The sequence below is a fragment of the Bradyrhizobium sp. CB1717 genome, assembly GCF_029714325.1.
Classification (GTDB): domain Bacteria; phylum Pseudomonadota; class Alphaproteobacteria; order Rhizobiales; family Xanthobacteraceae; genus Bradyrhizobium.
In genome coordinates this window covers 7,211,294-7,236,767 of the sequence record NZ_CP121666.1, presented here as the reverse complement: position 1 = coordinate 7,236,767, position 25,474 = coordinate 7,211,294, and the positions used below count along the sequence as shown (strand labels likewise).

26 protein-coding genes are annotated in these 25,474 nt (G+C 63.0%); 16 read left to right on the top strand and 10 right to left on the bottom strand.

The window, feature by feature from the left end:
- The first annotated feature begins 6 nt into the window (after window positions 1–6).
- From QA649_RS33815 to QA649_RS33775, 9 genes are all read left to right on the top strand, one after another.
- Window positions 7–1,020, top strand: coding sequence for a branched-chain amino acid ABC transporter permease (locus QA649_RS33815; RefSeq protein ID WP_283021018.1), 1,014 nt, complete (start codon window positions 7–9; stop codon window positions 1,018–1,020).
- Entirely contained in the window at window positions 1,017–1,787 is a 771-nt protein-coding gene (locus tag QA649_RS33810; protein WP_283021017.1) for an ABC transporter ATP-binding protein, read from the top strand. The genes QA649_RS33815 and QA649_RS33810 overlap by 4 nt, the downstream gene beginning before the upstream one ends.
- Window positions 1,780–2,520, top strand: coding sequence for an ABC transporter ATP-binding protein (locus tag QA649_RS33805; protein ID WP_283021016.1), 741 nt, complete (start codon window positions 1,780–1,782; stop codon window positions 2,518–2,520). The genes QA649_RS33810 and QA649_RS33805 overlap by 8 nt, the downstream gene beginning before the upstream one ends.
- A gap of 30 nt (window positions 2,521–2,550) precedes the next feature.
- Window positions 2,551–3,759, top strand: a complete 1,209-nt coding sequence (locus QA649_RS33800) for an aspartate transaminase (protein ID WP_283021015.1) — start codon at window positions 2,551–2,553, stop codon at window positions 3,757–3,759.
- Between the two features lie 94 nt (window positions 3,760–3,853).
- Entirely contained in the window at window positions 3,854–4,792 is a 939-nt protein-coding gene (nac, locus tag QA649_RS33795) for a nitrogen assimilation transcriptional regulator NAC (protein ID WP_283021014.1), read from the top strand.
- A gap of 146 nt (window positions 4,793–4,938) precedes the next feature.
- Entirely contained in the window at window positions 4,939–7,005 is a 2,067-nt protein-coding gene (locus QA649_RS33790) for a hydantoinase/oxoprolinase family protein (RefSeq protein WP_283021013.1), read from the top strand.
- Window positions 7,006–7,018: 13 nt separating this feature from the next.
- A complete protein-coding gene (locus tag QA649_RS33785; protein ID WP_283021012.1) occupies window positions 7,019–8,701 on the top strand; it encodes a hydantoinase B/oxoprolinase family protein in 1,683 nt (560 codons plus the stop codon).
- Between the two features lie 7 nt (window positions 8,702–8,708).
- Window positions 8,709–9,512, top strand: a complete 804-nt coding sequence (locus QA649_RS33780) for an SDR family NAD(P)-dependent oxidoreductase (protein ID WP_283021011.1) — start codon at window positions 8,709–8,711, stop codon at window positions 9,510–9,512.
- 15 nt (window positions 9,513–9,527) lie between these two features.
- Complete coding sequence (locus QA649_RS33775; protein ID WP_283021010.1) at window positions 9,528–10,229, top strand: aldolase/citrate lyase family protein; 702 nt, start codon at window positions 9,528–9,530, stop codon at window positions 10,227–10,229.
- Between the two features lie 343 nt (window positions 10,230–10,572).
- Here the strand turns inward: QA649_RS33775 and QA649_RS33770 are convergent, their stop codons facing one another.
- The 8 genes from QA649_RS33770 to QA649_RS33735 all read right to left on the bottom strand — a co-directional run bounded on the left by QA649_RS33770 (window position 10,573) and on the right by QA649_RS33735 (window position 15,376).
- Window positions 10,573–11,361 (bottom strand): 3-hydroxybutyrate dehydrogenase, encoded by a 789-nt coding sequence (locus QA649_RS33770; protein WP_283021009.1) that lies wholly within the window; start codon window positions 11,359–11,361, stop codon window positions 10,573–10,575.
- Between the two features lie 84 nt (window positions 11,362–11,445).
- A complete protein-coding gene (locus QA649_RS33765) occupies window positions 11,446–12,237 on the bottom strand; it encodes an acetoacetate decarboxylase (RefSeq protein ID WP_283021008.1) in 792 nt (263 codons plus the stop codon).
- A gap of 32 nt (window positions 12,238–12,269) precedes the next feature.
- Window positions 12,270–13,442: a DUF3734 domain-containing protein gene (locus QA649_RS33760; RefSeq protein WP_283021007.1), complete on the bottom strand. Its 1,173-nt coding sequence runs from the start codon at window positions 13,440–13,442 to the stop codon at window positions 12,270–12,272.
- Window positions 13,443–13,511: 69 nt separating this feature from the next.
- Window positions 13,512–14,099, bottom strand: a complete 588-nt coding sequence (locus QA649_RS33755) for a PepSY domain-containing protein (RefSeq protein WP_283021006.1) — start codon at window positions 14,097–14,099, stop codon at window positions 13,512–13,514.
- Between the two features lie 262 nt (window positions 14,100–14,361).
- A complete protein-coding gene (locus QA649_RS33750; protein WP_283021005.1) occupies window positions 14,362–14,733 on the bottom strand; it encodes a hypothetical protein in 372 nt (123 codons plus the stop codon).
- Window positions 14,734–14,773: 40 nt separating this feature from the next.
- Window positions 14,774–14,992 carry a hypothetical protein gene (locus QA649_RS33745; protein WP_283021004.1) on the bottom strand — a complete coding sequence of 73 codons (219 nt, stop codon included), beginning with the start codon at window positions 14,990–14,992 and terminating at the stop codon, window positions 14,774–14,776.
- A 22-nt stretch (window positions 14,993–15,014) separates the two neighbouring features.
- Entirely contained in the window at window positions 15,015–15,173 is a 159-nt protein-coding gene (locus tag QA649_RS33740; RefSeq protein ID WP_283021003.1) for a hypothetical protein, read from the bottom strand.
- On the bottom strand, window positions 15,170–15,376 hold the full coding sequence (locus tag QA649_RS33735) for a hypothetical protein (protein WP_283021002.1): 207 nt from the start codon (window positions 15,374–15,376) through the stop codon (window positions 15,170–15,172). The genes QA649_RS33740 and QA649_RS33735 overlap by 4 nt, the downstream gene beginning before the upstream one ends.
- A gap of 174 nt (window positions 15,377–15,550) precedes the next feature.
- Here QA649_RS33735 and QA649_RS33730 point away from each other — a divergent pair, with 174 nt between their 5' ends.
- Genes QA649_RS33730 through QA649_RS33720 form a run of 3 tightly spaced genes read left to right on the top strand, consistent with a single transcriptional unit; the run spans window position 15,551 to window position 16,969 of the window.
- Window positions 15,551–15,844, top strand: a complete 294-nt coding sequence (locus tag QA649_RS33730; RefSeq protein WP_283021001.1) for a hypothetical protein — start codon at window positions 15,551–15,553, stop codon at window positions 15,842–15,844.
- Window positions 15,845–15,848: 4 nt separating this feature from the next.
- The gene (locus tag QA649_RS33725) at window positions 15,849–16,286 is read left to right on the top strand and encodes a hypothetical protein (protein WP_283021000.1); all 438 of its coding nucleotides are present in this window, start codon (window positions 15,849–15,851) and stop codon (window positions 16,284–16,286) included.
- A gap of 8 nt (window positions 16,287–16,294) precedes the next feature.
- On the top strand, window positions 16,295–16,969 hold the full coding sequence (locus QA649_RS33720; RefSeq protein ID WP_283020999.1) for a TetR/AcrR family transcriptional regulator: 675 nt from the start codon (window positions 16,295–16,297) through the stop codon (window positions 16,967–16,969).
- Window positions 16,970–16,986: 17 nt separating this feature from the next.
- Here the strand turns inward: QA649_RS33720 and QA649_RS33715 are convergent, their stop codons facing one another.
- Window positions 16,987–17,649, bottom strand: coding sequence for a TetR/AcrR family transcriptional regulator (locus QA649_RS33715; protein WP_283020998.1), 663 nt, complete (start codon window positions 17,647–17,649; stop codon window positions 16,987–16,989).
- A gap of 207 nt (window positions 17,650–17,856) precedes the next feature.
- Here QA649_RS33715 and QA649_RS33710 point away from each other — a divergent pair, with 207 nt between their 5' ends.
- The 4 genes from QA649_RS33710 to QA649_RS33695 are packed head-to-tail and all read left to right on the top strand — an operon-like array spanning window position 17,857 to window position 24,045.
- The gene (locus QA649_RS33710; protein WP_283020997.1) at window positions 17,857–18,723 is read left to right on the top strand and encodes a sensor histidine kinase; all 867 of its coding nucleotides are present in this window, start codon (window positions 17,857–17,859) and stop codon (window positions 18,721–18,723) included.
- Window positions 18,720–19,826: an efflux RND transporter periplasmic adaptor subunit gene (locus QA649_RS33705; RefSeq protein WP_283020996.1), complete on the top strand. Its 1,107-nt coding sequence runs from the start codon at window positions 18,720–18,722 to the stop codon at window positions 19,824–19,826. The genes QA649_RS33710 and QA649_RS33705 overlap by 4 nt, the downstream gene beginning before the upstream one ends.
- Window positions 19,823–20,899 (top strand): efflux RND transporter periplasmic adaptor subunit, encoded by a 1,077-nt coding sequence (locus QA649_RS33700; protein WP_283020995.1) that lies wholly within the window; start codon window positions 19,823–19,825, stop codon window positions 20,897–20,899. Before QA649_RS33705 ends, QA649_RS33700 begins: the two co-directional genes overlap by 4 nt.
- A complete protein-coding gene (locus tag QA649_RS33695; RefSeq protein ID WP_283020994.1) occupies window positions 20,896–24,045 on the top strand; it encodes an efflux RND transporter permease subunit in 3,150 nt (1,049 codons plus the stop codon). The genes QA649_RS33700 and QA649_RS33695 overlap by 4 nt, the downstream gene beginning before the upstream one ends.
- A 382-nt stretch (window positions 24,046–24,427) precedes the next feature.
- Here QA649_RS33695 and QA649_RS33690 read toward each other — a convergent pair whose 3' ends face one another.
- On the bottom strand, window positions 24,428–25,408 hold the full coding sequence (locus QA649_RS33690; protein WP_283020993.1) for a LysR family transcriptional regulator: 981 nt from the start codon (window positions 25,406–25,408) through the stop codon (window positions 24,428–24,430).
- Window positions 25,409–25,474: the final 66 nt, after the last annotated feature.

The following is a 25,474-nucleotide window of genomic DNA, read 5'->3' as shown; positions in this document are numbered from 1 at the left end:
GTGACATTGACCGAGATCGTCCGAGACCAGACCATGACACCGGCCGAAAGCCCAGTCGCGAAGACGGGACCGGATCTGCGCGTCCCGTTCGGCCTGGCGCTCGCGGCGCTGGCTTGCGTCGCGCCCCTATTCCTCGGCAATTACCCGCTGCACGCGATCATCATCGCGCTGATCTTCCTGCTGCCGGCGCATGGTCTCAACCTGCTGCTCGGCTATACGGGCCTTCTGTCGCTGGCGCAGGCGGCGTTCTTCGGCATCGGCGCCTATGCCTCGGCGCTGCTGGCGGTGCATTTCGGCACGCCGTTTTATCTGAATTTCCTCGCCGCCGGCCTCGTCACCGGCGCGATCGCACTGCCGCTCGGAATTCCCGCGCTGCGGCTGCGCTCGACCTCGTTCGTGATGTGCACGCTCGGTTTCGTGATCATCGGGCAGGCGATTGCGAAAAACTGGATCAGCCTGACGCGCGGCGACATGGGACTAGCGGCGATTCCAAAACCTTACTTTGCGCTCGGGCCGGCGTCGTTCACCGTGTCCGGGACGGTCGGCTTCTACTATCTGGTGCTCGCCATCGCGGCGCTGGCGACCCTGGCTGTCTACCTGATCGTGCGTTCACCGGCCGGCCGCAACATGATCGCCATCCGCGAGAATGAGACGCTGGCGGAATCCGTGGGCATTCCGACCTGGTACTACAAGCTGGTCGTGTTCATGATCAGCGCCGTGTTCGCCGGGCTCGGCGGCAGCCTCTATGCGCATTATCTCACCGTGGTCAGTCCGCTGACTTTCCAGATGTACTACTCGACGACGATGCTGATCATCGTGCTCGGCGGCGGGGCGGGGACGATCTCGGGCGTCATCTTCGGCAGCCTGTTGTTCGTCGGCCTCACCGAAGCCCTGCGCGTCGCGCCTGAGCTGCGCATGATCGCCTATGGCTTCTTCCTGCTTGCCCTCGTGTTCTACTTCCCGAACGGCTTCGCGCCGCTGATCGGCCGCTTCTGGTCATTCCTCGAGAGGCGCAAATGAACGGGCTGCCGATCCTCGATATCTCGGGCTTAAGTAAATCCTACGGCGCCGTTCGCGCCGTCGACGGTGTCGACCTGCATGTCGAGCGTGGCGAGATCTGTGGTCTGATCGGGCCAAACGGTTCCGGAAAGTCCACCTTCTTCGATTGCGTGACGGGCCTCGCGCAGCCCAGCGCAGGAGCGGTGAAGCTCGATGGTCAGGACATCACGGGCTGGTCGCTGAACGATATCGCGCGGGAAGGGCGCATGCTGCGCTCGTTCCAGAAGACGGTTGTATTCTCGGCGCTCGACATCGAGGAGAACCTCGTCATCGCCGGCCAGATGTTCACCTTTCCCGGGATCTGGTCGACCTTCGGGATCGGCGCCGCAGCGCGCAATCGCGTTGCGGCCTTGCGCGAGCGGGCGCGCGAGCTCATCAAGATCGCAGGCCTCTGGGACGTACGTTTCCAGCCCGCGGGCAAGCTCTCCGGCGGCCAGCAGAAGCTGATCCAGTTCGCTTCGATGCTGATGCCGGAACCCAAGCTCATTCTGCTCGACGAGCCCATGGCCGGCATCAACCCAAAGCTGATCGAGCGCGTGGTCGAGAGCATCCGCCTCGCCAATACGTCCTTCGGCGTCAGCTTCCTGATCATCGAGCACAACATCGACGTGGTCACCAGCCTGTGCAAGCGCGTGGTCGTGCTCGACCAGGGCCGCAAGCTCGCGGAGGGAACACCCGACGAGATCGTCCAGAACCAGGCGGTGCGGGAGGCCTATCTCGGTGGCTGAATCCTCTCTCTCGATCAAGGATCTGCGCGCCGGCTACGGCACGCTCGACATCCTCAACGGCGTCGATCTCGACGTGCCGCAGGGACAGTTCGTTGCCTTGATGGGGCCGAACGGCGCCGGCAAGTCGACGCTGCTGAAGACGCTCTATGGCCTGACGACCGTCAAGGGCGGTAGCATCGACTGGCGAGGCAAGAACATCACGGCCCTGAAGTCACGCGCGATCCTGGCCGAAGGCATCTCCTTTGTGCCGCAGGGACGTTGCAATTTTCCGGTGATGACGGTCGACGAGAACCTGCAGATGGCCGCCTATACGCTGCGCGACAGCCAGGTGAAGGCGGAACGCGACTATGTCTACGACCTCTTCCCGATCCTGAAGACGCGTCGAAACACGCTCGCCGGCAACATGTCCGGCGGCGAGCAGCAACTGCTCGAGGTCGCGATGGCCGTGCTGCAGCGGCCGAAAATCCTGCTCGTCGACGAGCCCTCGGTCGGGCTGTCGCCGACTGCGATCGGCATTGTGTTCGACGAGCTGCTCCGTATCAACGAAGCCGGCCAGACCATCCTGCTGGTCGAGCAGAACACGAAGAAAGCCATGCAGGTCGCCCAGCGCGCCGTCATCCTGCGGCTTGGCAAGGTGATCTGGGACGGCCGTCCCGCCGACATCACCCATGACGAACTCGGCGAGCTCTTCCTCACCGGCCGCATGCGCGGTGAGACCGACGCCGAACACTGACACGATCTGCAACGTTAAAGGACAACCACAGTGACGATCTTCGTGCCGGCCGCGCGCGTCTCGCGCATCAAGATATCTCCGACAACGGCGGCGTCCGCGCGCGTGCGCGAGCTGAAGGCCGCCGGCCGCGACATCGTCGACATGGCGATCGGCGAGCCCGATTTCGACACGCCTGATGACGTCAAGGCGGCGGCGCATGCGGCGATCGATCGCGGCGAAACCAAATATACCGCCGTCAACGGGACCGTGGCGCTGCGCAAGGGCATTATTGCCGACTACAAGCGGCGCCTTGGGTTGGAGTACGCGGACAACGAGATCTGCGTCGGCGGCGGCGCCAAGCAGATCCTGTTCCTCGCGTTGATGGCAAGCGTGGAAGAGGGCGCCGAGGTCATCATTCCCGCACCCTATTGGGTTTCCTATCCCGACATGGTCATCGCCAATGACGGCAAGCCGGTCATCGTCCGCTGCTCCGAGAACCAGGGATTCAAGCTGACGGCGGAGGCGCTGGCGGCGGCAATCACGCCGAAGACGCGCTGGCTGATCCTCAATGCGCCGTCGAACCCGACCGGCGCAGCCTATTCCCGTGGCGATCTCGAAGCGCTCGGTGCCGTGCTGCTGCGCCATCCCAACGTGCTCGTGCTGTCCGACGATATCTACGACCAGATCTGGTATCGCGACGAACCCGCGACCACGCTTGCGGCGGCGGTGCCCGCCCTGAAGGATCGCATCCTGCTCACGAATGGCGTGTCCAAGACCTATGCCATGACCGGATGGCGGATCGGTTATGCCGCCGGTCCGGCGCCGCTGGTCGCGGCGATCAACAAGCTGCAATCGCAGATGTCGTCCTGTCCGTCGTCGATCAGCCAGGCGGCCGCGGCCCATGCGCTGGCCAGCGACCAGGCGTTCGTTCGCGACAGCGTCAAGCTCTACAAGGAGCGTCGCGACTACGCCTGTGCGCGCCTGAACGCGATCCCCGGCCTGTCGTGCCTGGTGCCTGACGGCGCCTTCTATCTCTATCCCGGCTGTGCCGGCGTGATCGGCAAGACCACGCCGGACGGCAAGGTCATCGAGAACGATCTCGACTTCGTGCTTTATCTGCTGGACGGCGTCGGTGTTGCCGCCGTGCAGGGTGCCGCCTACGGGCTCTCGCCGTATTTCCGCCTGTCGATCGCGACCTCGATGGAGGCGATCAAGGACGCCTGCAACCGTATCGAGCAAGCCTGCCGGGCGCTTCGCTGAGCGCTGCCTGACAAGAATCTCATTGAAATCAAGGGGCTAGATAAAGGATATTGGTGGTCAGGGATCACATTCTCAGAGCCGGTATTCGACCCCTATGAGTGTCGATTTCAGGAAGCTGAAAAGCTTTGTCAAAGTCGTCGATGCCGGCAGCGTCTCGCGCGCCGCCGGCCTGTTGCGAACGGCGCAGCCGGCGCTGTCGCAGCAGATTGCCGCGCTCGAGAGTCACTTCAAGCACAAGCTCCTTCTGCGCAGCAATCACGGCATCGTTCCAACCGAAGCCGGCCTGATCCTTTACCGTCATGCGCAACTGCTGCTGAAGCAGATCGAGCAGGCGCAGATCGACATCGATCAGTCGACCAAGGCGCTGGCGGGCCGGGTGTCGATCGGCCTTGCGACCTATTCGGCGTCGAGCACGCTGTCGCTGCCGATCCTGAAGGAGATGTCCGCACTGCATCCGCAGATCATCGTCCATATCAATGACAGCTTCGGCCATGTGCTGAGTGAGCTCATCATGACCGGCAAGATGGACATGGCGATGATCTACGGCTCCGGCCCGATCAAGGGCGTCAAGCTGCAACCATTGTTTCGGGAGGAGCTGTATCTGGTGTCCCGGGCGGAGCCGGCAGCCAAGAAGCAAAGCGATGAAGCGCTCCCGCTCTCGGCACTGGCCGAGGTCAAGCTGCTGCTGCCGAGCCAGGGCCATTTTCTCCGCCGCCTCATCGACGAATCGCTGGCGCGGGCGCGGGTGACGCCGAATGTCGTGTCGGAGATCGAGTCGGTGTCCGCGCTCGGAGCGGCCGTAACGGAAGGGCTTGGCTCGACCATCCTGCCGGCCTCCGTGGCGGCGAGCGCGTCGAGCTTCGACGGCGTCGAGGTTCGCCGGCTCGTTCGTCCCGCGATCGAAGCGACTGTTTCGCTGTGCGTATCGGATCACCTCCCGCTTTCGGAGCCCGCGCTGGCGACCCGATCGGTGCTTCTCACCATCGTGGAGAAGCTCATGCGCAGCCATCCGCAGGGCATCCGAGCGGTCTGAGCAACACGGCTGCCGTCAAACGTGTCCGGCGCTGCAGCGCCAGACAGGTCAGGCCATAAACAAAACCTATGGCGGCAGATCGGAGTTGTGGTGGTCGGTCGTGACCGCATTTCCTACCCTCGATGATAATCGCTTCGAGGAAACAGATGGCCAAGCTCGCATTCGACACCGGGGGAACCTTCACCGATTTCGCGCTGCTTGACGACAAGGGCGAGCTGCATCTCCACAAGGTGCTGAGCACGCCGACCAATCCGGCCGAAGCCGTGGTTCGAGGCGTCTCCGAGCTGCTCGCCGAGTTCGGTGACGTCGTCGATCTCGACGAGCTTCAGGTGCTCGGGGCAACCACAGTCGTCACCAATGCGGTGCTGGAGCGCAAAGGCGTCAAGACCGGCTTCATTTCGACGGCGGGCTTCCAGGATATGCTGCGCATCCGTAACGAAGGGCGTTACGATCTCTACGACCTGAACTTGAAATATCCCGACCCGCTGGTGACGCGCGCGAACAGCTTTGGCGCCGTGGAGCGCATGTCGGCCGACGGCGAGGTCGTTACCGCGCTGGAGGAGGAGACGGTCCGCGAGATCGCCGGACGGTTGCGCGAGGAAGGCATCAAGTCCGTCGCCGTCTGCCTGTTGCATGCCTACAAATATCCAGATCATGAGCAGCGCATCGCCGCGCTGCTGCGCGAAGAGGATCCCGATATTTTCGTGTCGTTGTCCTCCGAGGTCTGCCCGGAGGTCCGCGAGTTCGACCGCGCCTCGACCACTGTCGTCAACGCCTACACGCGGCCGCAGATGTCCGGCCACGTCGCCCATCTCGAGCGCGAGTTTGCCGCCAAGGGCATCAATCGGCAGGTGCTCTGGATGACCTCGTCGGGCGGCCTCGTGCCGAGCAGCCGGGCTGCGGAGCTGCCGGTGCGGCTGATTGAATCGGGCCCCGCTGCCGGCGCCGTCGCCGCAGCCGAATTCGGCCGCATCGCCGGCGAGGGCAGCGTGCTGTCCTTCGACATGGGTGGCACAACAGCAAAGCTGTGCCTGATCCCGAACGGCGAACCGACGGTCGGCACCGATCTCGAGGTCGCGCATTATCACCGCTTCCGCAAGGGCTCCGGATTCCCGTTGAAGATCCAGTCGATCCGCATGATCGAAATCGGCGCCGGCGGTGGCTCGATCGCAGCGAAGAATCCGCTCGGCCTGCTCGACGTCGGCCCGCGTTCGGCGGGCGCGATGCCGGGGCCGGCCGCCTATCAGCGCGGCGGCACCGAGCCGACCGTCACCGATGCCGATATCTTGCTGGGCTATATGGGCACGGAGTCCTTTGTCGGCGGCTCGTTCAAGGTGTCGAAAGACGCTGCGCTCGCGGCGATGACGAAGCTCTCAGCTTCGCTCGACGTCAGCGTGCCGCGTTGCGCCTTCGGTATCCACGATCTCGTCAACGAATCCATGAGCAAAGCGGCAGCCGTGCATGCGACCGACCTCGGTGTCGATCCGCGAAGCCTGCCGATGGTCGCCTTTGGCGGCGCTGGTCCCGTGCATGCCTATGGCATCGCGCGCAAGCTCGGCATCAAGCGCATCATCTGCCCGACCGGCGCCGGCGTCACGTCGGCGATCGGTCTCTTGATCGCGCCCGTCGCGGTCGATTTGTCCGCGAGCTTCCCGATGCAGGTCGACAACTGGGATTTCGCCGCGATGGATCGCCTGCTCGGCGATCTCTCGGCCCAGGGGGCTGAGGTCGTTCGCGCTGCCGGCGTGGCACCGAAGACCATCACCAACAGCTACACGGTCGACATGCGTCACGTCGGTCAGGGCCACGAGATCACGGTCGCTCTGCCGGATCGCAGCCTGCCGCCGAAGCAGTTCCACGAGGAGCTGCTCGCCAATTTCTACAAGCTCTACCGCGAGCTGTTCGGCCGCACGGTCGCGGGCTCGTCGGTCGAGGTGATCACGTGGCGCCTGCGCTCCAGCGGCGAGAAGGATCAGGTGACGCGGCCGCACACACGCCACGCCGCCGAGGCCAGGAAGGGCACCCGCCAGGTCTATTTCAGCGAAGCCGGCGGCTTCGCCGATACGCCGGTCTATGATCACTACAAGCTGCCGGTCGACGAGAAGATCCTGGGACCCGCGATCGTCGAGCAGCGGGAATCGACCGCGGTCGTCGGGCCGAGCGGTACCGCTCACGTCGACATCAACGGCAATCTCGTGATCAACATCGCCTAAGGACCTCGCCTCCATGTCCGCGAACGCTGCCGATTTCAATGATCCGATCAACCTCCAGGTGATGTGGAACAGGTTGATCTTCATCGCCGACCAAGCCGACATCGTGCTCGGTCGCACCGCGTTCTCGCCGATCGTGCGCGAGAACCACGACTATGTCACCGTACTGCTCGACAGCCGCGGCCGGGCGCTGGCCCAGTGCACCTGGTCGATCCCGGTCTTCATCACCTCGCTGCCGGTCGCCGCGCAGAAATACTTCCTACCCAAGTTTCCGGCCGAGACCCTGCAAGAAGGCGACGTGCTCGCCACCAACGATCCGGAGATCGGCACGGGCCATCTGCCCGACGTCACCATGATCACGCCGATCTTCAAGAATGGCAAGGTCGTGGCCTACGCGGGCTCGATCGCGCATCTGCCCGATATCGGCGGCGCGCCCTTGCATTCCGAAGCCAGCGACATCTTCGAGGAGGGCATTCGCTTCCCGATCGTGAAGCTGCACAAGGCCGGCGTTCCCAACCAGGATGTCCTCGATATCATCGCCGCTTCCGTTCGGCTTCCGACGGAGGTGATGGGCGATCTCGAATCCATGGTGGCAGCCAACAACGTCATGGGCCGCGAACTCGTCAAGTTCCTCGACGAGTATGGTCTCGACGGCATCGACGAGCTTGCCGACGCCATCCACACCCGCTCCGAAGCGCAGACCCGGCGCGCGATCCGGCAATGGCCGAATGGGACCTACAGCGCCGAGGTCCTGCTCGACGGCTACGACACCGACGTGACGCTCAAGGCCTCTGTGATCGTCCGCGACGATTCCATTCACGTCGACTACACCGGAACGTCCGAGCAAATTCTTCACTCGATCAATTGCCGCACCAACTATCGCTACGCCCACTCGGTCTATGCGTTGAAATGCCTGCTCGATCCGGATACGCCAAACAACGAGGGCTGTATCACGCCATTCACGGACGAAGCGCCGCTCGGCTCAATCCTCAACCCCGAGCAATGGACCGCGGGAAATTCGCGCAACCTGATCGGGCATGTCATTCCATCGCTGATCTTCAAGGCGTTGGAAGGCGTGGTGCCTGATAAGGTGATGGGCGACAGCGGCGGTGCGCCGATCTGGGCCGCCAATTGCGTGGGGCGGCGTGACGATGGCACGCAGTATGGCTCGGTGCAGAATTTCCATGGCGGGCAGGGTGCGCGTGCCGAGTTCGATGGGCTCGACACGCTGAGCTTTCCGTCCAACTGCAAGGTCACCGCGATCGAGATGTTCGAGATTGCCGTCCCCGTCCTCACCGAGTGCAAGGAGCTGATTGCGGATTCCGGCGGTGCCGGGAAGGCGCGCGGCGGGCTTGGCCAGCGCGTCGTGCTGCGCAATCTCGGGCGTAATCCGATGAGCATCTATCTGGCATCCGAGCGCGTGCGCCATCCGTGCTTCGGCGTCGTCGGCGGGCAGTCCGGCACTGCCGGCAAGGTGCACAAGAACGGCGAACCACAGTTTCCGAAGGGCAAGGTCGTCCTGAAGACCGGCGAACGCCTCGAGGTCGAGACCCCCGGTGGCGGTGGATGGGGGCAGACGTCCGAGCGCAGCGCGGCATCGATCGAACGCGACCTAGCGGAAGGCTTGATTACGCCGGCGGCCGCGAGGCAGATTTACGGCTATCAGCGCTCAAGCCTGGCCGCGACCGCAGCCGAATAGAGGTAACATGGGTCTGCTCGATGGAAAGATAGCACTCGTCACCGGTGCCGGAACGGGGATCGGGCGCGAGACCGCGATCCTGATCGCCAACGAAGGCGCAACGGTCGTCCTGACCGGACGCCGGATCGAGCCGCTGCGGGATGTCGTCTCGGTGATCGAGCAAGCGGGCGGCAAGGCCGTCGCCCATGTGCTGGACGTCGCCTCGCGCGAGTCGATTCTGGAGACGGTGGCCTGGGCCAAGCGAGACGTCGGGGCGATCGACATCCTCGTCAACAATGCCGGCAGCGCCAGCAAGGTGCTCAATGCCCGCTTCCTCAGCGAGGCCGAGTGGACCGCTACGGTAAACGTCAATCTCACCGCGGTGTTCAATCTCACCCAGGCCGTGCTGGAGGACATGATCGCCAAAAAGGAAGGCACGATCATCACCGTGTCCTCGCTTGCGGTCGTCAACCCGAACCTGCTTGGCGGCGCTGCCTATGGCGCAGCGAAAGCCGGCGCGAAGAATTTCATGACCTTCCTGCACAACACCTATCGCAACCAGGGCATTCGAGCGACGACGATCCTGCCGGGCGAGACCGACACGCCCATCATGGATAATCGCGCGCGCCCTCCGTTGGAGAGTGAACGGGCCGTGATGCTCAATCCGCACGATGTCGCGCGCGCGGTGCTGCTCTGCGCCAGCCTGCAACAGGGCGCCATGATCCCCGAGCTTCACATCTGCCCGACCTTCATGCGCGACACGTCCGCGGACATCGAGACCGCCCGCTGGGTCGGTGCGCCCGAAGGCCTCAAGGACAAGCCGAAGAGCTAAAGAAGAGGATTTCCCATGAACGGAGCCAAACTGCGCGAGCGCCTCGCGAAGGGCGAGGCGATCAGCATGCTAACGCCGCACCACTCCTCATCGGGGCTGGCGGTCCGTCTGGTGGAGCTTGGCGCGGACGCGATCTTCGTCGATTGCGAGCACGGCACCTGGAGCTTTGAGGACGTGCGCGGAACCGCGCAGGCGATTCGCGGGGCAGGTGGTGCGGCCATTGTCCGGCCGCACTCACACGAGCGGCCGCTCCTGATCCGCTATCTCAATGCCGGCGCCGACGGCCTGATGGTGCCGATGGTCGAAACTGCCGAGCAGGCCCGCGCCATCGTCGATGCCGTCCGCTACGCGTGCCCCGCCGACCATGAGAAGCGGCTGATCATCGCCATGATCGAGACGCCGCAGGCGATCGACAACATTGATCAGCTACTCGCGGTAGAAGGGATCGACGTGTTCTTCATCGGTCCCGGCGACCTGTCCCAGAACATGGGCTATCCGCCGGCTCCGGCGTTCGGCCAGCCGCGGCCGCAGGCCGTCACGGAGCGGGTCGGCTTTGCTGTCAAGAAGATCTGCGCGGCCCGCAAGATCGCCGGCACGCTCGTGACGTCGGGCGAGTTGCCGTCCTGGCTCGAGCACGGCGTGCGATACTTCTACATCCATTCCGATCCGTTCCTACGCGTCGGACTGGCTGGCGTGATGAAGATGCTCGGCCGCTAAAGAAGTTTATTCGAAGTTGTCTCAACTTGAGAAGCGGGATTGTCTCTTATCGGCTTCCTCGGCCACTTGAGCCAATCGTCTGCAAGCCGGAACCAAGCTGCTCTGTCCTGTGCGTGGAGTGCCTTATTGGCCAACTTGCGGCATTCTTCCGCTTCATTCCTAAAGCGGTCCGCCTGGGACGCGCTCATCAAAGCCCCCAGCACGACGGCGGTTTTAAGTTACTTGGTGCTCACTTCGTTCCTAGCTCTTTCGTCTGGGCGAGGGCGGCCGATATGGGAGTGTCCGAACGCCAAAACCGGCGATTGCTGGCGCACTCGGCGCAGAGCCAGATTGCTCGGTCGCCTTACGCCGCGGTCCAGCCCCCATCGACCGGCAGATTGGCGCCGGTGATCTGCGCGGCGTCGTCGCTGCACAGGAACATTGCGAGCGAGGCAACCTGCTCGACCGTAACGAATTCTTTGGTGGGCTGCGCAGCGAGCAGGACATCGCTAATCACCTCATCTCTCCTCATCCGACGGGCCTCCATCGTGTTCGGGATCTGCTTCTCTACGAGCGGCGTCCAGACGTAACCGGGGCTGATGCAGTTGCAGGTGATCTTCGATCTGGCGAGTTCCAGCGCCACCGTCTTGGTGAGGCCGGCGATGCCGTGCTTGGCCGCGACATAGGCCGATTTGAAGGGTGAAGCGACAAGCGAATGCGCCGAGGCTGTGGTGATGATGCGGCCCCAACCGCGCCTCTTCATGCCTGGCACGGCTGCGCGGATTGCGTGAAATGCGGCCGACAGGTTGATCGCGATGACCGCGTCCCACTTCTCGATCGGAAACTCCTCGATCGGAGAGACATGCTGGATGCCGGCGTTATTGACGAGGACATCCACACTGCCGAAAGTTTTCTCCGCGAGTGCAATGAACTCGGAAATCTCGCTCGGACACGCCATGTCCGCGGGTGAATAGATCGCCTTGACGGCGAAGTCGCGCTCGATCGCGGCGCGCTCCCTTTCAACCTCGGCCGGCGCACCCATCCCGTTGAGCACGATATTGGCGCCGGCGCCGGCGAACGCACGGGCACACGCAAGGCCTATGCCGCTGGTCGAGCCGGTCACAACGGCCGTTTTACCCTTCAGAATTCCCATCTCGCTTACCTTCGTCTGTGTCTCGCAAGGAAAGAACCGAAACATTGCTAGCCGGAACATCTTCCGGCGGGGGCAGCACTGGGCTCAGAAGACCAGCGCTCTCTCGTTGGCCCGGAGCGAGCGTCGAATAGGTTGCTGCAGATAGTCGTGGACCACTTTGCCGAGACCGAGCGTGAGGTCTGCACGGATGTGAACGGCGGAAACGATCTCCAGAACCGGAAGCTCGGCAACGGGTGCCAGAGCGTGGGGCGTCAATGCCAGAGCCGCTGGGCCGGTCCAGGCCCCCTTCAGCACGATGTCCTCGAGGTGGTATTCGACCAGTTCGCAAATGCGCGGACTGCCGTCGACGTGAGGAATGATCTTGAGCAGGAAATTCGGCTCGTTGAGAGCGGCGTTGACATGCGCCAGTTCGACCTCGCGATGCTTATAGCCCATCGTTCCCGTTGCGACCCGCAGCGGGCCGTAGTCCAGCGTTCCGATCAGGGTATCGATCTCGGTTCGTAAGGTCGGCTGCGCGAGCTTCTTCGGAAAGCCCCAGAGCTCGCGTCCACCCGCAATGGGCCCCTCGTCATTGAGAAACATGCAATGCGTGTAGCCGCCCTTGCGCCCGCGGAAAGAGACGGGGATGACCTGGCCGCTTTCCGTGTAGTCGCCAAACCCGTTGGAGTCCGGCATCCGAATGAACTCATATTTGACGAGAGCTTCGCGCTCGTCGAATTCCAGCGGTTCGGGCACGATGGCGCGCAGCTTCGCGGGATCGGTGCGATAGGTGATGATCAGATACTCGCGGTCGACAAAGCGATAGGGCCCCGGCGAATAGGCCGGGCTGGTCAGGGGCATGGCAAAAGCCCGCCTGAGGACGTCATTCTCGCGCATTTTGGGTTCTCCGTATGACACTGGCGATCGGTCTACTCGCGGCCATCATGCTCGAGGTCGAACGTGAAGACGCCATCAGGACTGGTGGGACGAGCGAGCACTTCGGGATGGCGCAGCGTGCGCAGCGCATCGTGATAGCCGGCGCGCCAATGGTCCTGCATCGACAGGCGGGAAAACTCGTAGTCTTTGGAGTGCCCCTCGTGATTGCGCGCCCGATAGATCAGGTGGACGATGTTGTAGACATGATCGGACGAGGCCGTGCTGAGGAGTTTCACGTCCTCGTGCTCGCGAAGATCTTCGGGCAGGCGTCGCAACAGAGCGGCAAGGGCGCGCTGCAGACGATGAACGCGCTTGAACTGGTCCGTACTTGCGCGCGTACGGCTTGAATACTGGACCTCCTTCTGCCGCGTCGCGACTTCGCCCATGTTGCGCGGAACCTGGCCCCCTGCGCTCCAGAGGTCGACTTGAAAGGCAAGCATGTCCTGCGGGACACCCCACTCGATCACCCACTGCAAGGGTGTGTTCGAAACGAGGCCGCCGTCCCAGTAATGCTCGCCTTCGATCTCGACGGCCGGAAAGCCAGGCGGCAGCGCGCCGCTCGCCATGATATGCTCCGGCCGGATCGTATGCGTTGTGGTGTCGAAATAGACGAAATTTCCGGTTCGGACATTGACCGCCCCTGCGCTGAAGCGCGTCATTCCGGTGTTGAGGCGATCGAAATCGACCAGACGCTCGAGCGTACTCTTGAGCGCGCCGGTGTCGTAGAAGCTGGTGGCATCGCTGCTCCCGGCAGCCTGCAGCCAGGGCAGCATCGGGCGCGCGGAGAAAAAGCCACTCGCGCCGCAGGCCGCGGCGAGGCCCGCACTCATCTGGTTGACGAGATTGCGCGTGGCGTCGCTCCGGGCCCAATCAAAAAGGGAATTGCCGGACCAATCCCAAGGACCGGTCGACGTCACCTGAGTCCAGAAATCCCGGAGCCGGTCAACACGGGTTTCGGGCGGGTTGCCGGCGATGATGGCGGCGTTGATGGCGCCGATCGAGATCCCGGCGACCCAGTCTGGATGGACGCCGGCTTCGGCCAGCGCCTCGTAGACGCCTGCCTGATAGGCGCCGAGGGCGCCGCCGCCTTGCAGGAGCAGGGCGATGCAGTCGAAGGGCAGCCGCCGCTGTGCGGTGGTGAATTGCGCCTGAGGCTGAAAGTTCATGATTTGATATGCTCTTGTTTGTGGAGTGGCCAACGTTCCTGGTTTGTCGAAAGCGATTGCCTGTTGCTGCTATTGCCGGGACGACCCTTGCTTTCCGACCTTGGGCGGCTCGAGCGTGACCTCTTTCAGATGGTCGCCACTGGCGACGACGATCACGAAGTTGAGCTTGCCGTCCTGCGTGATCAGCCCTCCAGCCAGCGCGCTGCCGGCTGCGGCTTTTTCGGCGACCTGCACCGCATCCGCCATTTCCTGCTTGATCCATCTCAGGGCAATGACTTTGGCGAGGTCTTCTCGATCGAGCTCCTTGAGAGTAGATGCGATCTCCTTGCCCGTGATGCTGCCGGTGTTTGCATCAATGACGTTCTCCCATACATGCTCGTTCTTGATCGTGCGCACGCGATAGACGGGTGTGTCGGATGCTTCGAAGCTGATATCCGCGGTTCTGGAGCCGTCATGCAAATGCTCGGCGATCGCCATGGCCTGGCTGAGCGGGACGTGCGTGGCGTGGAATTGCTCGAGCACGCGGCGAATCGCCGTCTCCTCCGAACCGCTTTGTGCCGCCGCGCCGACGGGATCGGCATCCGCAGGCCTCTGGGCGATATCGGCGAGCGCGCCCGTTGCGGCAAGCGTGGCAGACCACACGATCAGGGCAAACAAATGCTTCTTCGACATTCAGGTAAATCCCAAGGTTCAAAACGGCAGGTCGTCTAGTCCGTGTACGAGGGTATGAGCGCGTAGCGGCAGGCGCCGCCGCTGAACGCATTGCACCGGCCGAGCGTGCCGCCGGGTCCCAGACGCCCTGCAGATCGTCGGCGCTTGTCGCTCCGCGCGTGAGCGGATGTGGGTCGCGGCTCGGTCATGGCACGCGCCCCGTCGTGATCGGCGATGGACTGCGCGAGGCTTTCGCGCACTCGCGGGGTCATCGGTGTTGCGGGGCCACTTCGCTGCCGTCCACGGACGCGAGCGAAACCGGCTCTTGGACAGCATCGGCTGCATCAGCGTTCTCCAGATGCGCGGAGGCTGCGATGTCCTTGTCCGCCAGCACTCGCGCGGGCTGATTGGTATCGATGACCACCAGTTCCGGTCCCTTCACATCGGAGTGGATGCGGATCGGCGGCATCGCTCGATCTGGCGCCGCAGATCGGCTCGGCAGGGCAGCAGGCAGCACCCAATCGGCCGCGCACAGCAGCAGGAGCAAGCCCGCGCCGGCCCACAGAAAGTAAGCCCGCAGTGGAATGCCGGACCGAGCGGATCGGCTCGCGCGCATCGATAGAACGGATTGTCGGCTCACTGCACCCGGCTCCTGACCATGATATGGATCGGTCGCATTGTCAGATGCCCCAGGGGCGAGGATGTTGGCGGGCAAGCTCGGAGTCGAGATAGCCTCGCTCGTCGAGCCATGCTCTCGGACAATAGGCGGGCGCCTGCGGGTCGATCACGAAGCCGTCGCGCTCAAGCGCCGTTCGCGTGCCCGTGAGCCCGGTCCAGACGGCACGTCCGGTGGTCGGATCCACGTCCATGACGTTGAATACCTCGACAAAATTCAGCATGTCAGGACCTCAGTCATGATGATCAGGCCGTGTGCGGCGCGACCTGGTCGGCTGCCTCGAGCGCAATTCCTCTGCGCGCCAACTCCGATTCGATCAGGTCGAAAGCGCATTCGATGGGTGCGATCCAGATATTCACCCAACAGATGATGCAGTCGCGCGACAGCAGCAGCATCGGTGTCATGCGAGCCTCCTCCGCGCGACGCGGTTTCGCACCGGCCCCGGCTCGCGATCGGCGAGCGCATGCAGACAGGCGACTACCGAAATCGTGATACCCAGCAGCAGGCTGACGCCCGCGAGCGAAACGGCCACGATCAGATTGAGCGATGCGACGGCAATCCCCGGCCAGGGATTTTCCCGTACGAGCGCCAGGAACGGGCTTGACATCTTTCATCTCCTAAATAAACTACACCGTATATTTCATATACAGCGCGGATATCGGGATGTGTCAAGCGCAGAGATTCACAAGCCCGTGTTCGTCCTTGTTGGACAGAGGGGAGCTCGGTCGCGAGACCTGGTCCGCTCGGAACGCAGATGCCTCACTTTGAGAAAGGATCCGATATGTTCAAGAACCGACTGGTGCTCGCGGTCTGGATTTTCATTTCCATGGGCGCGGCGGCCGCCCTCGCGCAGGAGGACCGCGGCACACCTGAGCAGAGGGCGGCGTGCGCTCCTGACGCGTTTCGTCTGTGCGCCGGCTACATCCCCGACGCCGCGAATGTGGAAGCCTGTCTCAGGCAAAAGAAGTCAGACCTGAGCGATGCTTGCAGAGTCGTCTTCGAGCACGCAGCGCCTGCTGCTTCGGTCAGGACCATAGGATCGCAGCGGTATCGCGGCGCAAAAGATGAGGAATGATCGTATGAACACGATTTATGTTCCCGCTTTCGCCGCGTTCGGCGGCTCGGCCTTTGCGGCGATCTCCACGATCGTGACCGGGTGGGTGACCCGTCGCCGCAGGGTCCGCGAGCGCCATCATGCCCACGCGGTTACCAAGCGTGAAAAGCTGTATCGAAGCTTCATTGAGGAGGCGTCCCGGCTTTATGCGGAGGCGCTGATCAGCGACAAGTCCGAAATCCCGGCGCTGGTGAATTTGTATGCGCTTATCGGGCGTATGCGGATTCTGTCCGACGACGAGGTGGTCCATGCCGCGGAGCGGGCAGGCCGGCTGATCATCGAGACCTACCTTGCACCGAACACGTCGTTCGTAGACCTGCCAGGGTTCATGGAGGAGATGGATCCGTTGCGGGAATTCGGCGAGGCGTGCCGGCGTGAAATGCACGCGATTCCGTCGCGTTGAGGCCTAGCATGCTGAAGGCGCGGACTACCCGTCAGATTGGACCCTCGTGCACTCGCGAACGAATTGTGCAGGCTGCAATCCGCTTATACCGGGAGATCGGGTACCGGAAGACCACGGTTGCCGACGTCGCACGCGACGCATCGATGTCCCCCGCAAATTTCTATCGGTTTTATCCCTGCCGCCGAGCGCTCGAAGAGGCCGTCGTGACAGCGCTGCTTGAGGAAGTATCCGCGGCGGCCGCAAGTGCAGCACGAAGCAGCCGCTCCGGCCTGGAGCGGTTAAATGCCGCTTTTAGGGCGATCTCCCGGATGCATGAAGATCGGCTGGCAAGTAATGTCCAATTGCACGAACTGGTGGTCGCCGCAGGACAAGAAAACTGGCCGGCCAGCCTGTCCCATGCGGCTCGCCTTCGCGGTGTCGTGCAGTCGGTGATCGCGGCCGGGCAGGCCGGTGGCGAATTTCGAGCAGGGAGTCCGATGGTGCTGGCCTGCTGCCTGCTGGACGCGATGGACGCATACCTCAATCCGTCCCGTATCAAGGCGGCCGCTCTTCGGCCGACCTTCGACGAGATGATGAGCTTTTGCGCGGGCGCGCTTAGCAACGCAGTGTCCGTCAACGAGGCGCCCCCGCAAGTGACCAGCATTCGAGCCGGTTTACCTTACAAGCTTCACTGTCGCGCCTAGCGTTTGCGATCGCCGGCTCACGGCGTCCAGTCTGCCTCGCAGGCCGCAAGGAAAAAGCCAACCCGTTCGCGCACGAAAGACGGCAGCTCGCGTCTCAGGTCCTTGGATGTTTCCCCCACCAGCGAACGAAACAGCATCGGCAAAAGTATCAAATCCAGGAAGATCTGAGCGGTTGCAAGGCTTCGCTTGCCACTGAAGGGACCTTTTGAAGACCGCGCCAGCTTCTGCGTTGCTTCATTCAGGAGTTGGGAAATGGCGTTGACGGAGCGATCGCGTGCGGCATCGTGGACGTTGCGGCTCAACTCGGGGAAGCGCTGCGCTTCGGCAATCGTGGCGCGGACCATGCCCAACGATTCTTCGATGACCTTCTCCACGACGGCGGTGCCGAGGCTCGAGAGCTTGTCCTGAAGCGTGCGGCCCTCGGGCTCGAACCCTTCGAAATCCGTCAGCCCGGTAATGGTGCGGGCCACCACCGCCGCGAACAGTGCCTCCTTGCCGGGAAAATGCGCGTAGATGGTTGGTTTGCTCGCCGGCGCCAGCTCGGAGATGTCATCGATGCTGGCGCTACGGTAGCCCTTCTCGAGAAAAAGTTGTTGGGCTGCATCAAGGATCCGGGCCTGAACGTCACCGGCGAGGTCTTTGGGCGGTCTGCCCCGTTTCGGGCTGTTCTTCTTCGTCATCCGTCGATCTCCCAATCACGAGTCTGTGCGCGCGCAGATCGCACTTGACACGCCCGGCGGGAAAAGGCAACAAAAAGAAAATATACGGTATAGTTTATTTAATCGTCGCGACGCCCTCCGGGGCCCGCGACGGCCTCCGGAGGATCGGGGCCCGCAAAACATTTGCGCGCTGACCCCCGAGCATCCGGTCCACCTTAGGAGATCAAAGTGACTGTGCTGAGCCCGGACCCGCACCGCCCACAAGACGGCGTCCTGCTGCGCGAATTGCATCACAGGGTCGATCAAGGGATCGCCTCGGCGATCGATCTGGTTTCGGCCGCGGTCATCCGGGCTGACGGCGCGGAAGCAAAGGCCGCGTTAAGCGATGTGGTCGAGCTGCTGCACGGGCATGCCGAGCTGCATCGGGCGCTCGCAATGCCCCAGGGCGAAGCCCTCCATGACGCCGCGACTTACATTCGCAAGCTGGGCTGCGCCATGCGCCAGTCCCTGTTGGATCGAATGGGGATCCGGTTGGCATTCGCCACGGAATCTCTTCCGCTTCAATCAGAGCGGTGCTGGCGGCTTGGTCTGATCGTCCACGACCTGATCGTAAGCGCAGCGAAGCATGCGTATTTCGACGCGCGCGCCGGCGAGATCAAAGTCAAGCTGACGCGTATCGGCACGGTGGTGAACTGCGTCGTGCTGGATAACGGCTCACGGTTGGCGCGGGCGGCCCCGGGGCGTGAGCGCCAGATCAGTAGCGACCTTGCCAGGGGGCTGGGCGGACGAATTGAGCACGGCCTTGCCGCCGAGTTCACATCAGTCGTTCTCTCGTTTCACTTGAGCGAGCGGGAGCGGCAAGCGAGCTGGTCGATGGCGACGCGCCGCATGAGGTCGCAGCGCCCGCTGAAGGTGAGGTCGTCCGTGACGCCTGGCTCGGGCTCCGGCCTCTCCGATCAGGTCGAGCGCCGGGGCGCGATCGGAGCGGATCCAAATTTGCTGCGAGTGCATCCGAATGAGCTGGCCACGCTCCGCAAGGGCTCGGACGTCTTGGGCGAGCTGCTGTCACCCTCTCACCGCATGGACGCGCTATGAAACCGGACTATTCGAACCACACCAAGATGAAGCCTTTCGCAGGCTTGGCGCTCGCGCTTGTCGCGGCCGCGCTCGGCGGCTGCAACGATCGGGCCAGTGCTCCGCCTGCGCGCGCCGCGTATGTGCGCACAGAGGTCGTCCAGCCGAAGGACCGGCAAGCCTCGATCACCCTGACCGGCGAGGTGCAACCCCGCTTCCGCGCTGATCTGTCGTTCCGTGTCAGCGGACGTGTGATCGCGCGCTATGTCGAAGTCGGGACCCATGTCAAATCCGGCGAAGTGCTGGCGCTTCTCGACCCCGCCGAGCAAGAGGCTGATGTCGATGCCGCGACCGCTGCTGTCCTCGCCACAGAATCCCAGCTGCGTGTGGCGAAGGCGACTTTCGAGCGGCAGAAGGCGCTGATCGCTAGCGGCTTCACCACGCGCACGGCCTACGACCAGGCGGAGGAAGGATTGCGAACCGCGGAAGGCGCGCTCGAAGCGGCGAGAGCGCAGCTCGGAACGTCAAAGGAGACCCTTGGCTATACCGCGCTACGAGCCGAAGCGGCCGGCGTCGTCACCGCTCGCAATCTGGAAACCGGTCAAGTCGTGCAGGCTGCGCAACCGGTATTTTCGCTGGCGCAGGATGGGGAGCGGGACGCCGTGTTTGACGTCTATGAGTCCATTTTCCTCGGCAATGCCGACAACCGCAGCGTTTCGTTGGCGCTCGTCTCCGATCCGGGCGTGACCGCTCGCGGCCACGTTCGGGAGGTTTCGCCGGCCGTCGACGCCAAGAGTTCGACCATTCGGGTCAAGGTGGCGATCAAGGACCCGCCTGCCGCAATGACGCTCGGAAGCCCCGTCGCAGGAACTGTGAAAGTACATGCCCAGCGGCAGATTGCCCTGCCTTGGAGCGCATTGATGGCCGCGGGCACCAGGCCCGCGGTCTGGACTGTCGATCCGGCAACGCGGACCGCCTCGCTGAAGCCGGTAACAGTCGATGGCTATGAGGCGGGAGAAGTATTGATCAAGGCGGGTCTCGAGCCGGGCGAGCGAGTCGTCGTCGACGGCGGCAAGCTTTTGAGCGTGGGCCAGCCCGTGACTTATGAAGGAGATCCCTCATGACGAGCCGCGCAATCATAGTGGCAGCCCCGCTTTCATGGGCGCTTGCACTTGCCGGATGTCAGCAGGAGACAAAGGCGCCGGAGCCCGTGCGGCCCGTCCAATCGGTGCTTCTCGAAGCGGACCACGCAGACGATGCGGTTGCGGTGGGCGTTGTCGAGCCGCGCTACAAAACAGATCTCGGTTTCCGCGTGCTGGGACGCCTGACGGCGCGTCCGGTCTATGTCGGTGATATCGTGAATGAAGGACAGACGGTCGGCATTATCGACTCGACGGCCCTTGAGCTCGCCGTTCGCTCGGCCAAAGGGGAGCTTGCCAAGGCCGAGGCGCAATTCGCAACTGCCCGAGCGACGGAAGAACGGCAGCGAACGCTCATCACCACCGACGCGACCACAAAGCAGACGCTGGATAATGCCGAGCAGGCCCGCGCCGGCGCCGAAGCAACGGTGGCGCACGCACAGGCAAACCTGACCAAGGCGATCGAGCAACTCGGCTATTCGCAGATCAGGGCCGACTTCGCCGGTGTGGTCACCGCAGTCGGGGCGGAAGTCGGCCAGGTGGTATCTCCCGGCCAAAGCGTGGTGACGGTCGCGAGACCCGATGTTCGCGAAGCTGTCGTCGATATCGGACCGGACTTTCCGCTGCCGCTGGAGATCGGTCTGCCATTCACGGTCAGCCTACAGCTCTTGCCCGCCGTTCAGGTGCAAGGCAGCATTCGCGAGATCGCGCCGCAAGCCGATCCGGTGACGCGATTGAGGCGGGTCCGTATTGCGCTCAACAATCCGCCTGAAGGCTTCCGCCTCGGCACGACCGTCACCGCGAAACTTGACAAGGGTCAAGCCCGGATATTGCGCCTGCCTGCCTCGGCGCTGCTCGCCAAGGACGGCGCAAACTTCGTCTGGATCGTCGATCAGCCCGCCAGCACGGTGTCGCTGCAAAAGGTCGATGTCATCGCTGATCAAACCGGCGCGCGCGTCACCGGTGGACTGGTCGCCGGCGCGCGCGTCGTCACCGCCGGGATCCACAGCCTCAAGCAAGGACAGCAAGTCCGCATCGAACAGGATGAAAAGCCATGAAGTCGTTCAACCTTTCCGACTGGGCGCTCGGCCACCGTTCGCTCGTCTGGTACTTCATGATTGCCTTCATGGCGGCGGGCCTTTTTGCCTATCTCCAGCTGGGGCGGCAGGAAGACCCCGACTTCACCATCAAGACCATGGTGATTCAGGCGCAGTGGCCGGGCGCTTCGCCTGAAGAAGTGGCGCGCCAGGTCACCGACCGGATCGAGAAGAAGCTCGAGGAGCTGGAATCGCTCGATTACACCAAGAGTGTCACTGTAGCCGGCGAGACCACCGTCTTCGTCTATCTGCGTGACACCACGAAGGCTGCCGACGTGAAGCCGACCTGGATTCGCGTCCGCAATATGATTGCGGACATCAAGGCCGAGTTTCCGCAAGGCGTGATCGGACCCGGCTTCAACGATCGCTTCGGCGACGTGTTCGGCAACATCTACGCCTTCACCAGCGACGGCTTGAGCCAGCGTCAGCTCCGTGACCGGGTCGAGGACATCCGCGCCAAGGTCTTGACCGTGCCGGATGTAGGCAAGGTCGATATTCTGGGCGCGCAGGACGAGGTCATTTATCTCGAATTCTCCACCCGCAAGATCGCGGCCCTCGGTCTCGACGTCCACTCCATCATGGCTTCTCTGCAGGGGCAGAACGCGGTCGCGCCGTCCGGCGTATTCCAGGAAGGGCCCGAGCGGATCAGCGTACGGGTGAACGGCCAGTTCACCTCCGAGGCGAGCCTGAAGGCGGTCAACCTCCGTATCAACGATCGTTTCTTTCCGTTGACCGATGTCGCAACCATCACCCGCGGCTATGCCGATCCCGCCAAGACCTTGTTCAGGTACAACGGCGAGCCGGCGATCGCGCTCGCGATCGGCATGAAGTCCGGGGCAAATCTGCTGCACTTCGGCGAGGCCCTGAAGGAGGAGATGTCGAGGATTACGGCCGACCTGCCGATCGGGGTCGGCGTTCACCTGGTCGCGGACCAGCCGATCGTTGTCGAGCACGCCGTGTCCGGCTTTACCGAGGCGCTCTTTGAGGCCGTGATCATTGTTCTCGGCATCAGCTTTCTCAGCCTGGGGATGCGCGCTGGCCTGGTTGTCGCGATTGCGATTCCGCTGGTTCTCGCCATCACCTTCGTCGTGATGGCCTATGCCGGAATTTCGCTTCAGCGAATTTCGCTTGGCGCCTTGATCATCGCGCTCGGCCTGCTGGTTGACGACGCCATGATTGCGGTCGAGATGATGGTGGCGCGGCTCGAGATCGGCGATGCCCTCGAAAAAGCGGCGACCCACGTCTATACGTCGACCGCCTTTCCCATGCTGACCGGAACCCTGGTAACCGTTGCCGGCTTCATTCCAATCGGGCTCAATAGCAGCAATGCGGGCGAGTTCACCTTCACGCTGTTCGTGGTCATCGCCGTCTCCCTGATCGTCTCCTGGATCGTGGCAGTGCTGTTCACGCCATTGCTTGGCGTCACCATCCTGCCCGCCAAAATGAAGGGCCATCATGAGGAGAAGGGGCGCGTAGCGCAGTTGTTTGGGCGTCTCTTGCTGTTCTGCATGCATCATCGTTGGATGACGATCGGCGTTACGGTCGCAGCCTTTCTGCTGGCACTGTTCGGTATGAATTTCGTGCAGCAGCAATTCTTCCCGTCCTCGGATCGTGCTGAGCTCGTGATCGACTGGAATTTGCAGCAGAACGCCTCCATTGCCGATACCAATTCGCAGATGACGCGCTTCGAGCACGAGCAGCTTCAGGACAATAATTCGGTCGACCACTGGTCGACCTATGTCGGCACCGGCTCGCCGCGCTTCGTCCTGTCCTTCGACGTGCAGACCGCCAACACCTGGTTCGGTCAGATGGTGGTCGTGACCAAGGGAGGCATCAAGGTGCGCGACCAGGTCAAGGCGCAATTCGAGGACTACCTCAAGAAGACGTTCCCCGGCACCGACACCTACGTCAAGCTGCTGGAGGTCGGCCCGCCGGTTGGACGTCCTGTGCAGTACCGCTTGAGTGGGCCTGATATCGCGAAGGTGCGAGATCTTTCGCAGAAGCTCGCGGGGATCGTCCGGAGCAGCCCCGACTTGGGCAACGTCGTGTTCGACTGGATGGAGCCGGCCCGCGTCGTCAAGGTCGACGTTCTCCAGGACAAGGCGCGCCAGCTCGGCGTGACCTCGCAGGACATCGCCACGACCTTGAACTCCGTGCTCGAGGGCTCGCCGATCACCCAGGTGCGCGACAGCATCTATCTCGTCAACGTCACGGGACGGGCGACCGCGCCGGAGCGCGCTTCCATCGACACCCTGCGCGATCTGCAATTGACGGGCCTCGGCGGTCAATCTGTGCCGCTCGGGGCCGTGGCTAATCTGCGTTACGAGCTCGAGCAGCCGACGATCTGGCGGCGCGCGCGGATCCCCACCATCACGTTGAAGGCCGGCATCGCTGGCAACGTGCAGCCCAAGACAATCGTGGATCAGCTCGCGCCGAAAGTCGCGGAGTTCACCAAGGAGCTACCGGCGGGCTATTCGGTGAATCTTGGCGGCTCCGTCGAAGAGAGCGCCAAGAGCCAGGCGCCGATCGTTGCCGTCGTTCCGCTCATGCTGTTCGTCATGGCGACGGTGCTCATGATCCAGCTGCAAAGCTTCCATCGTTTGTTCCTGGTCTTCGCGGTCGCGCCGCTCGCCGTGATCGGCGTTGTCATGGCCTTGCTGCCGAGCGGAGCGCCGCTCGGTTTCGTTGCCATCCTCGGTGTGCTCGCCCTGATCGGAATTTTGGTCCGAAACTCGGTGATCCTGATCGTGCAGATTGAGGATCTGAAGAGGGAAGGGCGCCCAGCCTGGGAGGCCGTCGTGGAGGCGACCGAGCATCGCATGCGGCCGATCCTGCTGACCGCAGCCGCCGCAAGTCTCGCGCTGATTCCGATCGCGCGCGAAATCTTCTGGGGGCCGATGGCCTACGCGATGATGGGCGGCATCATCGTCGGCACACTGCTGACGCTGTTGTTTCTGCCGGCACTCTATGTGGCCTGGTTCCGAATCCAGCCTGAGCAAGGCGATGGATCGCTCGCCCACGAACCTGAAGCGTTTGCACATGAGAAGCCAGCCGAACAGGTAGCCGCTCACGATGCACCAGAGCTGGTGCTCGAGACGCAAATCTAGAACGGAGACGACAATGCCCTCGAAGAGATTATCGACCTTTGCCGTCGGCGTGACGCTCGCCCCAGCCAGTGTTTAAGCTGTTGAGTTCATTCGTTAAGCAGTTCGATCCCGGTCAGGTCTTTTGGGCGCGTTTGGAGACAGAGACTCAGTCCAGAATCGAACTAAACGGCGTGGCCATGCTGGCTTATCTCCGAGGCTTCCATCCCGACATATACCGCGGAAGCTGCTCGGGCAGGTCTGTTTTGCCTTCATCGTAGAATAGGGTGCCACGGCGAACGACGCGGACAGCCGGTCGAGATGCGGTTGTGCGGAATTGCAGGCGTGCCGCAGTCCGCCCAGCCGGCGGCCTCGGGGGGCGGTCGTTGCCCGCTATCGGGAAGCACTACGACTGCAGATCGCGTGGCCTTCGTTTCCTTGCCCGACCGGAACGATGCAGGCCCCGCACTTCCTGCTGTTGAAAAAGCTCGGCGCATACATCACGCAACCATTGGCTTGCCGGATCGTGATGGAAACGGGCGTGCCAATATTGCTTTACTGTAAAGCCGGAGATCGCCAGCGGACAGTCGAGCACGCGCAGTCCGTAATAGTGAGCCAGCGTTTCGCCAATGTGCCTTGGCAGGGTGGCGATCAGGTCAGTCGTCCCGACGATTGCGGGTAACCCCAAAAAGCCGGGTAGCTCGAGCGCAACGTCAAGAACGATCCGCTGCTCCTGTAGAACGGCCGCCAGCAACTGATGTCCAGTTCCGGAGCGAATGAGGACGTGCGCCTCACGCCTGAAATCCTTGGCAGTGATGCGCTCGCGGATCCGGGCATGTCTAGCGTTTGCCAGGCAGACCCAATCCTGCGGAAACAGCGCCTGCTGGAAGTGTCCAGCGTCGAGATCCGAGATGTAGCCGAGCGCCAGATCGGCCTCGCCGGATTGCAGCATTCGCGGGGTATCGCCGCCGATCTGCGCCGCCTCAATGCGGATGCCCGGCGCAACGCGGCGAACGTAGGCGAGGATGGCCGGAAGCAGCGTGATGTGGCTCGCATCCGTCATGCAGATGACGAAGTGGCGCTTTGCAGTCGCCGGATCAAACTCTGGGCGAAGCTCCGCCAGACGACGCAGCATCTCCAACGCCTGCCGGGCCGTGCCGATGAGAGCCTCGGCGCGCGGGGTCGGCAGCATTCCTTCCGCCGACCGGATGAAGAGCGGATCATCCAACTCCTTTCGCAGGCGCGCCAGCCAGATCGAAATGGTCGGCTGGCTTTGACCGAGCTTCTCGGCGGCCTTGGTGACGCTGCCTGTGGAGAACAACGCGTCAAACAGCCGGAGCAGGCGCGGCTCCAAAAGGTTCGTCTCGGACGGGTCCCGTTGCTTCATTGAGATCTGCAATAATGGTTATAAGTATCATAGCATATCCAAATACTACGCAGCCTGCTAGCACGC

Excerpts from the sequence above, each read along its gene's own strand:
- QA649_RS33810 (WP_283021017.1), top strand. The coding sequence starts at position 1,017 with ATGAACGGGCTGCCGATCCTCGATATCTCGGGCTTAAGTAAATCCTAC.
- nac (WP_283021014.1), top strand. The coding sequence starts at position 3,854 with ATGAGTGTCGATTTCAGGAAGCTGAAAAGCTTTGTCAAAGTCGTCGAT.
- QA649_RS33790 (WP_283021013.1), top strand. The coding sequence starts at position 4,939 with ATGGCCAAGCTCGCATTCGACACCGGGGGAACCTTCACCGATTTCGCG.
- QA649_RS33785 (WP_283021012.1), top strand. The coding sequence starts at position 7,019 with ATGTCCGCGAACGCTGCCGATTTCAATGATCCGATCAACCTCCAGGTG.
- QA649_RS33780 (WP_283021011.1), top strand. The coding sequence starts at position 8,709 with ATGGGTCTGCTCGATGGAAAGATAGCACTCGTCACCGGTGCCGGAACG.
- QA649_RS33775 (WP_283021010.1), top strand. The coding sequence starts at position 9,528 with ATGAACGGAGCCAAACTGCGCGAGCGCCTCGCGAAGGGCGAGGCGATC.
- QA649_RS33770 (WP_283021009.1), bottom strand. The coding sequence starts at position 11,361 with ATGGGAATTCTGAAGGGTAAAACGGCCGTTGTGACCGGCTCGACCAGC.
- QA649_RS33765 (WP_283021008.1), bottom strand. The coding sequence starts at position 12,237 with ATGCGCGAGAATGACGTCCTCAGGCGGGCTTTTGCCATGCCCCTGACC.
- QA649_RS33760 (WP_283021007.1), bottom strand. The coding sequence starts at position 13,442 with ATGAACTTTCAGCCTCAGGCGCAATTCACCACCGCACAGCGGCGGCTG.
- QA649_RS33745 (WP_283021004.1), bottom strand. The coding sequence starts at position 14,992 with ATGCTGAATTTTGTCGAGGTATTCAACGTCATGGACGTGGATCCGACC.
- QA649_RS33740 (WP_283021003.1), bottom strand. The coding sequence starts at position 15,173 with ATGACACCGATGCTGCTGCTGTCGCGCGACTGCATCATCTGTTGGGTG.
- QA649_RS33735 (WP_283021002.1), bottom strand. The coding sequence starts at position 15,376 with ATGTCAAGCCCGTTCCTGGCGCTCGTACGGGAAAATCCCTGGCCGGGG.
- QA649_RS33730 (WP_283021001.1), top strand. The coding sequence starts at position 15,551 with ATGTTCAAGAACCGACTGGTGCTCGCGGTCTGGATTTTCATTTCCATG.
- QA649_RS33725 (WP_283021000.1), top strand. The coding sequence starts at position 15,849 with ATGAACACGATTTATGTTCCCGCTTTCGCCGCGTTCGGCGGCTCGGCC.
- QA649_RS33720 (WP_283020999.1), top strand. The coding sequence starts at position 16,295 with ATGCTGAAGGCGCGGACTACCCGTCAGATTGGACCCTCGTGCACTCGC.
- QA649_RS33715 (WP_283020998.1), bottom strand. The coding sequence starts at position 17,649 with ATGACGAAGAAGAACAGCCCGAAACGGGGCAGACCGCCCAAAGACCTC.
- QA649_RS33705 (WP_283020996.1), top strand. The coding sequence starts at position 18,720 with ATGAAACCGGACTATTCGAACCACACCAAGATGAAGCCTTTCGCAGGC.
- QA649_RS33700 (WP_283020995.1), top strand. The coding sequence starts at position 19,823 with ATGACGAGCCGCGCAATCATAGTGGCAGCCCCGCTTTCATGGGCGCTT.
- QA649_RS33695 (WP_283020994.1), top strand. The coding sequence starts at position 20,896 with ATGAAGTCGTTCAACCTTTCCGACTGGGCGCTCGGCCACCGTTCGCTC.
- QA649_RS33690 (WP_283020993.1), bottom strand. The coding sequence starts at position 25,408 with ATGAAGCAACGGGACCCGTCCGAGACGAACCTTTTGGAGCCGCGCCTG.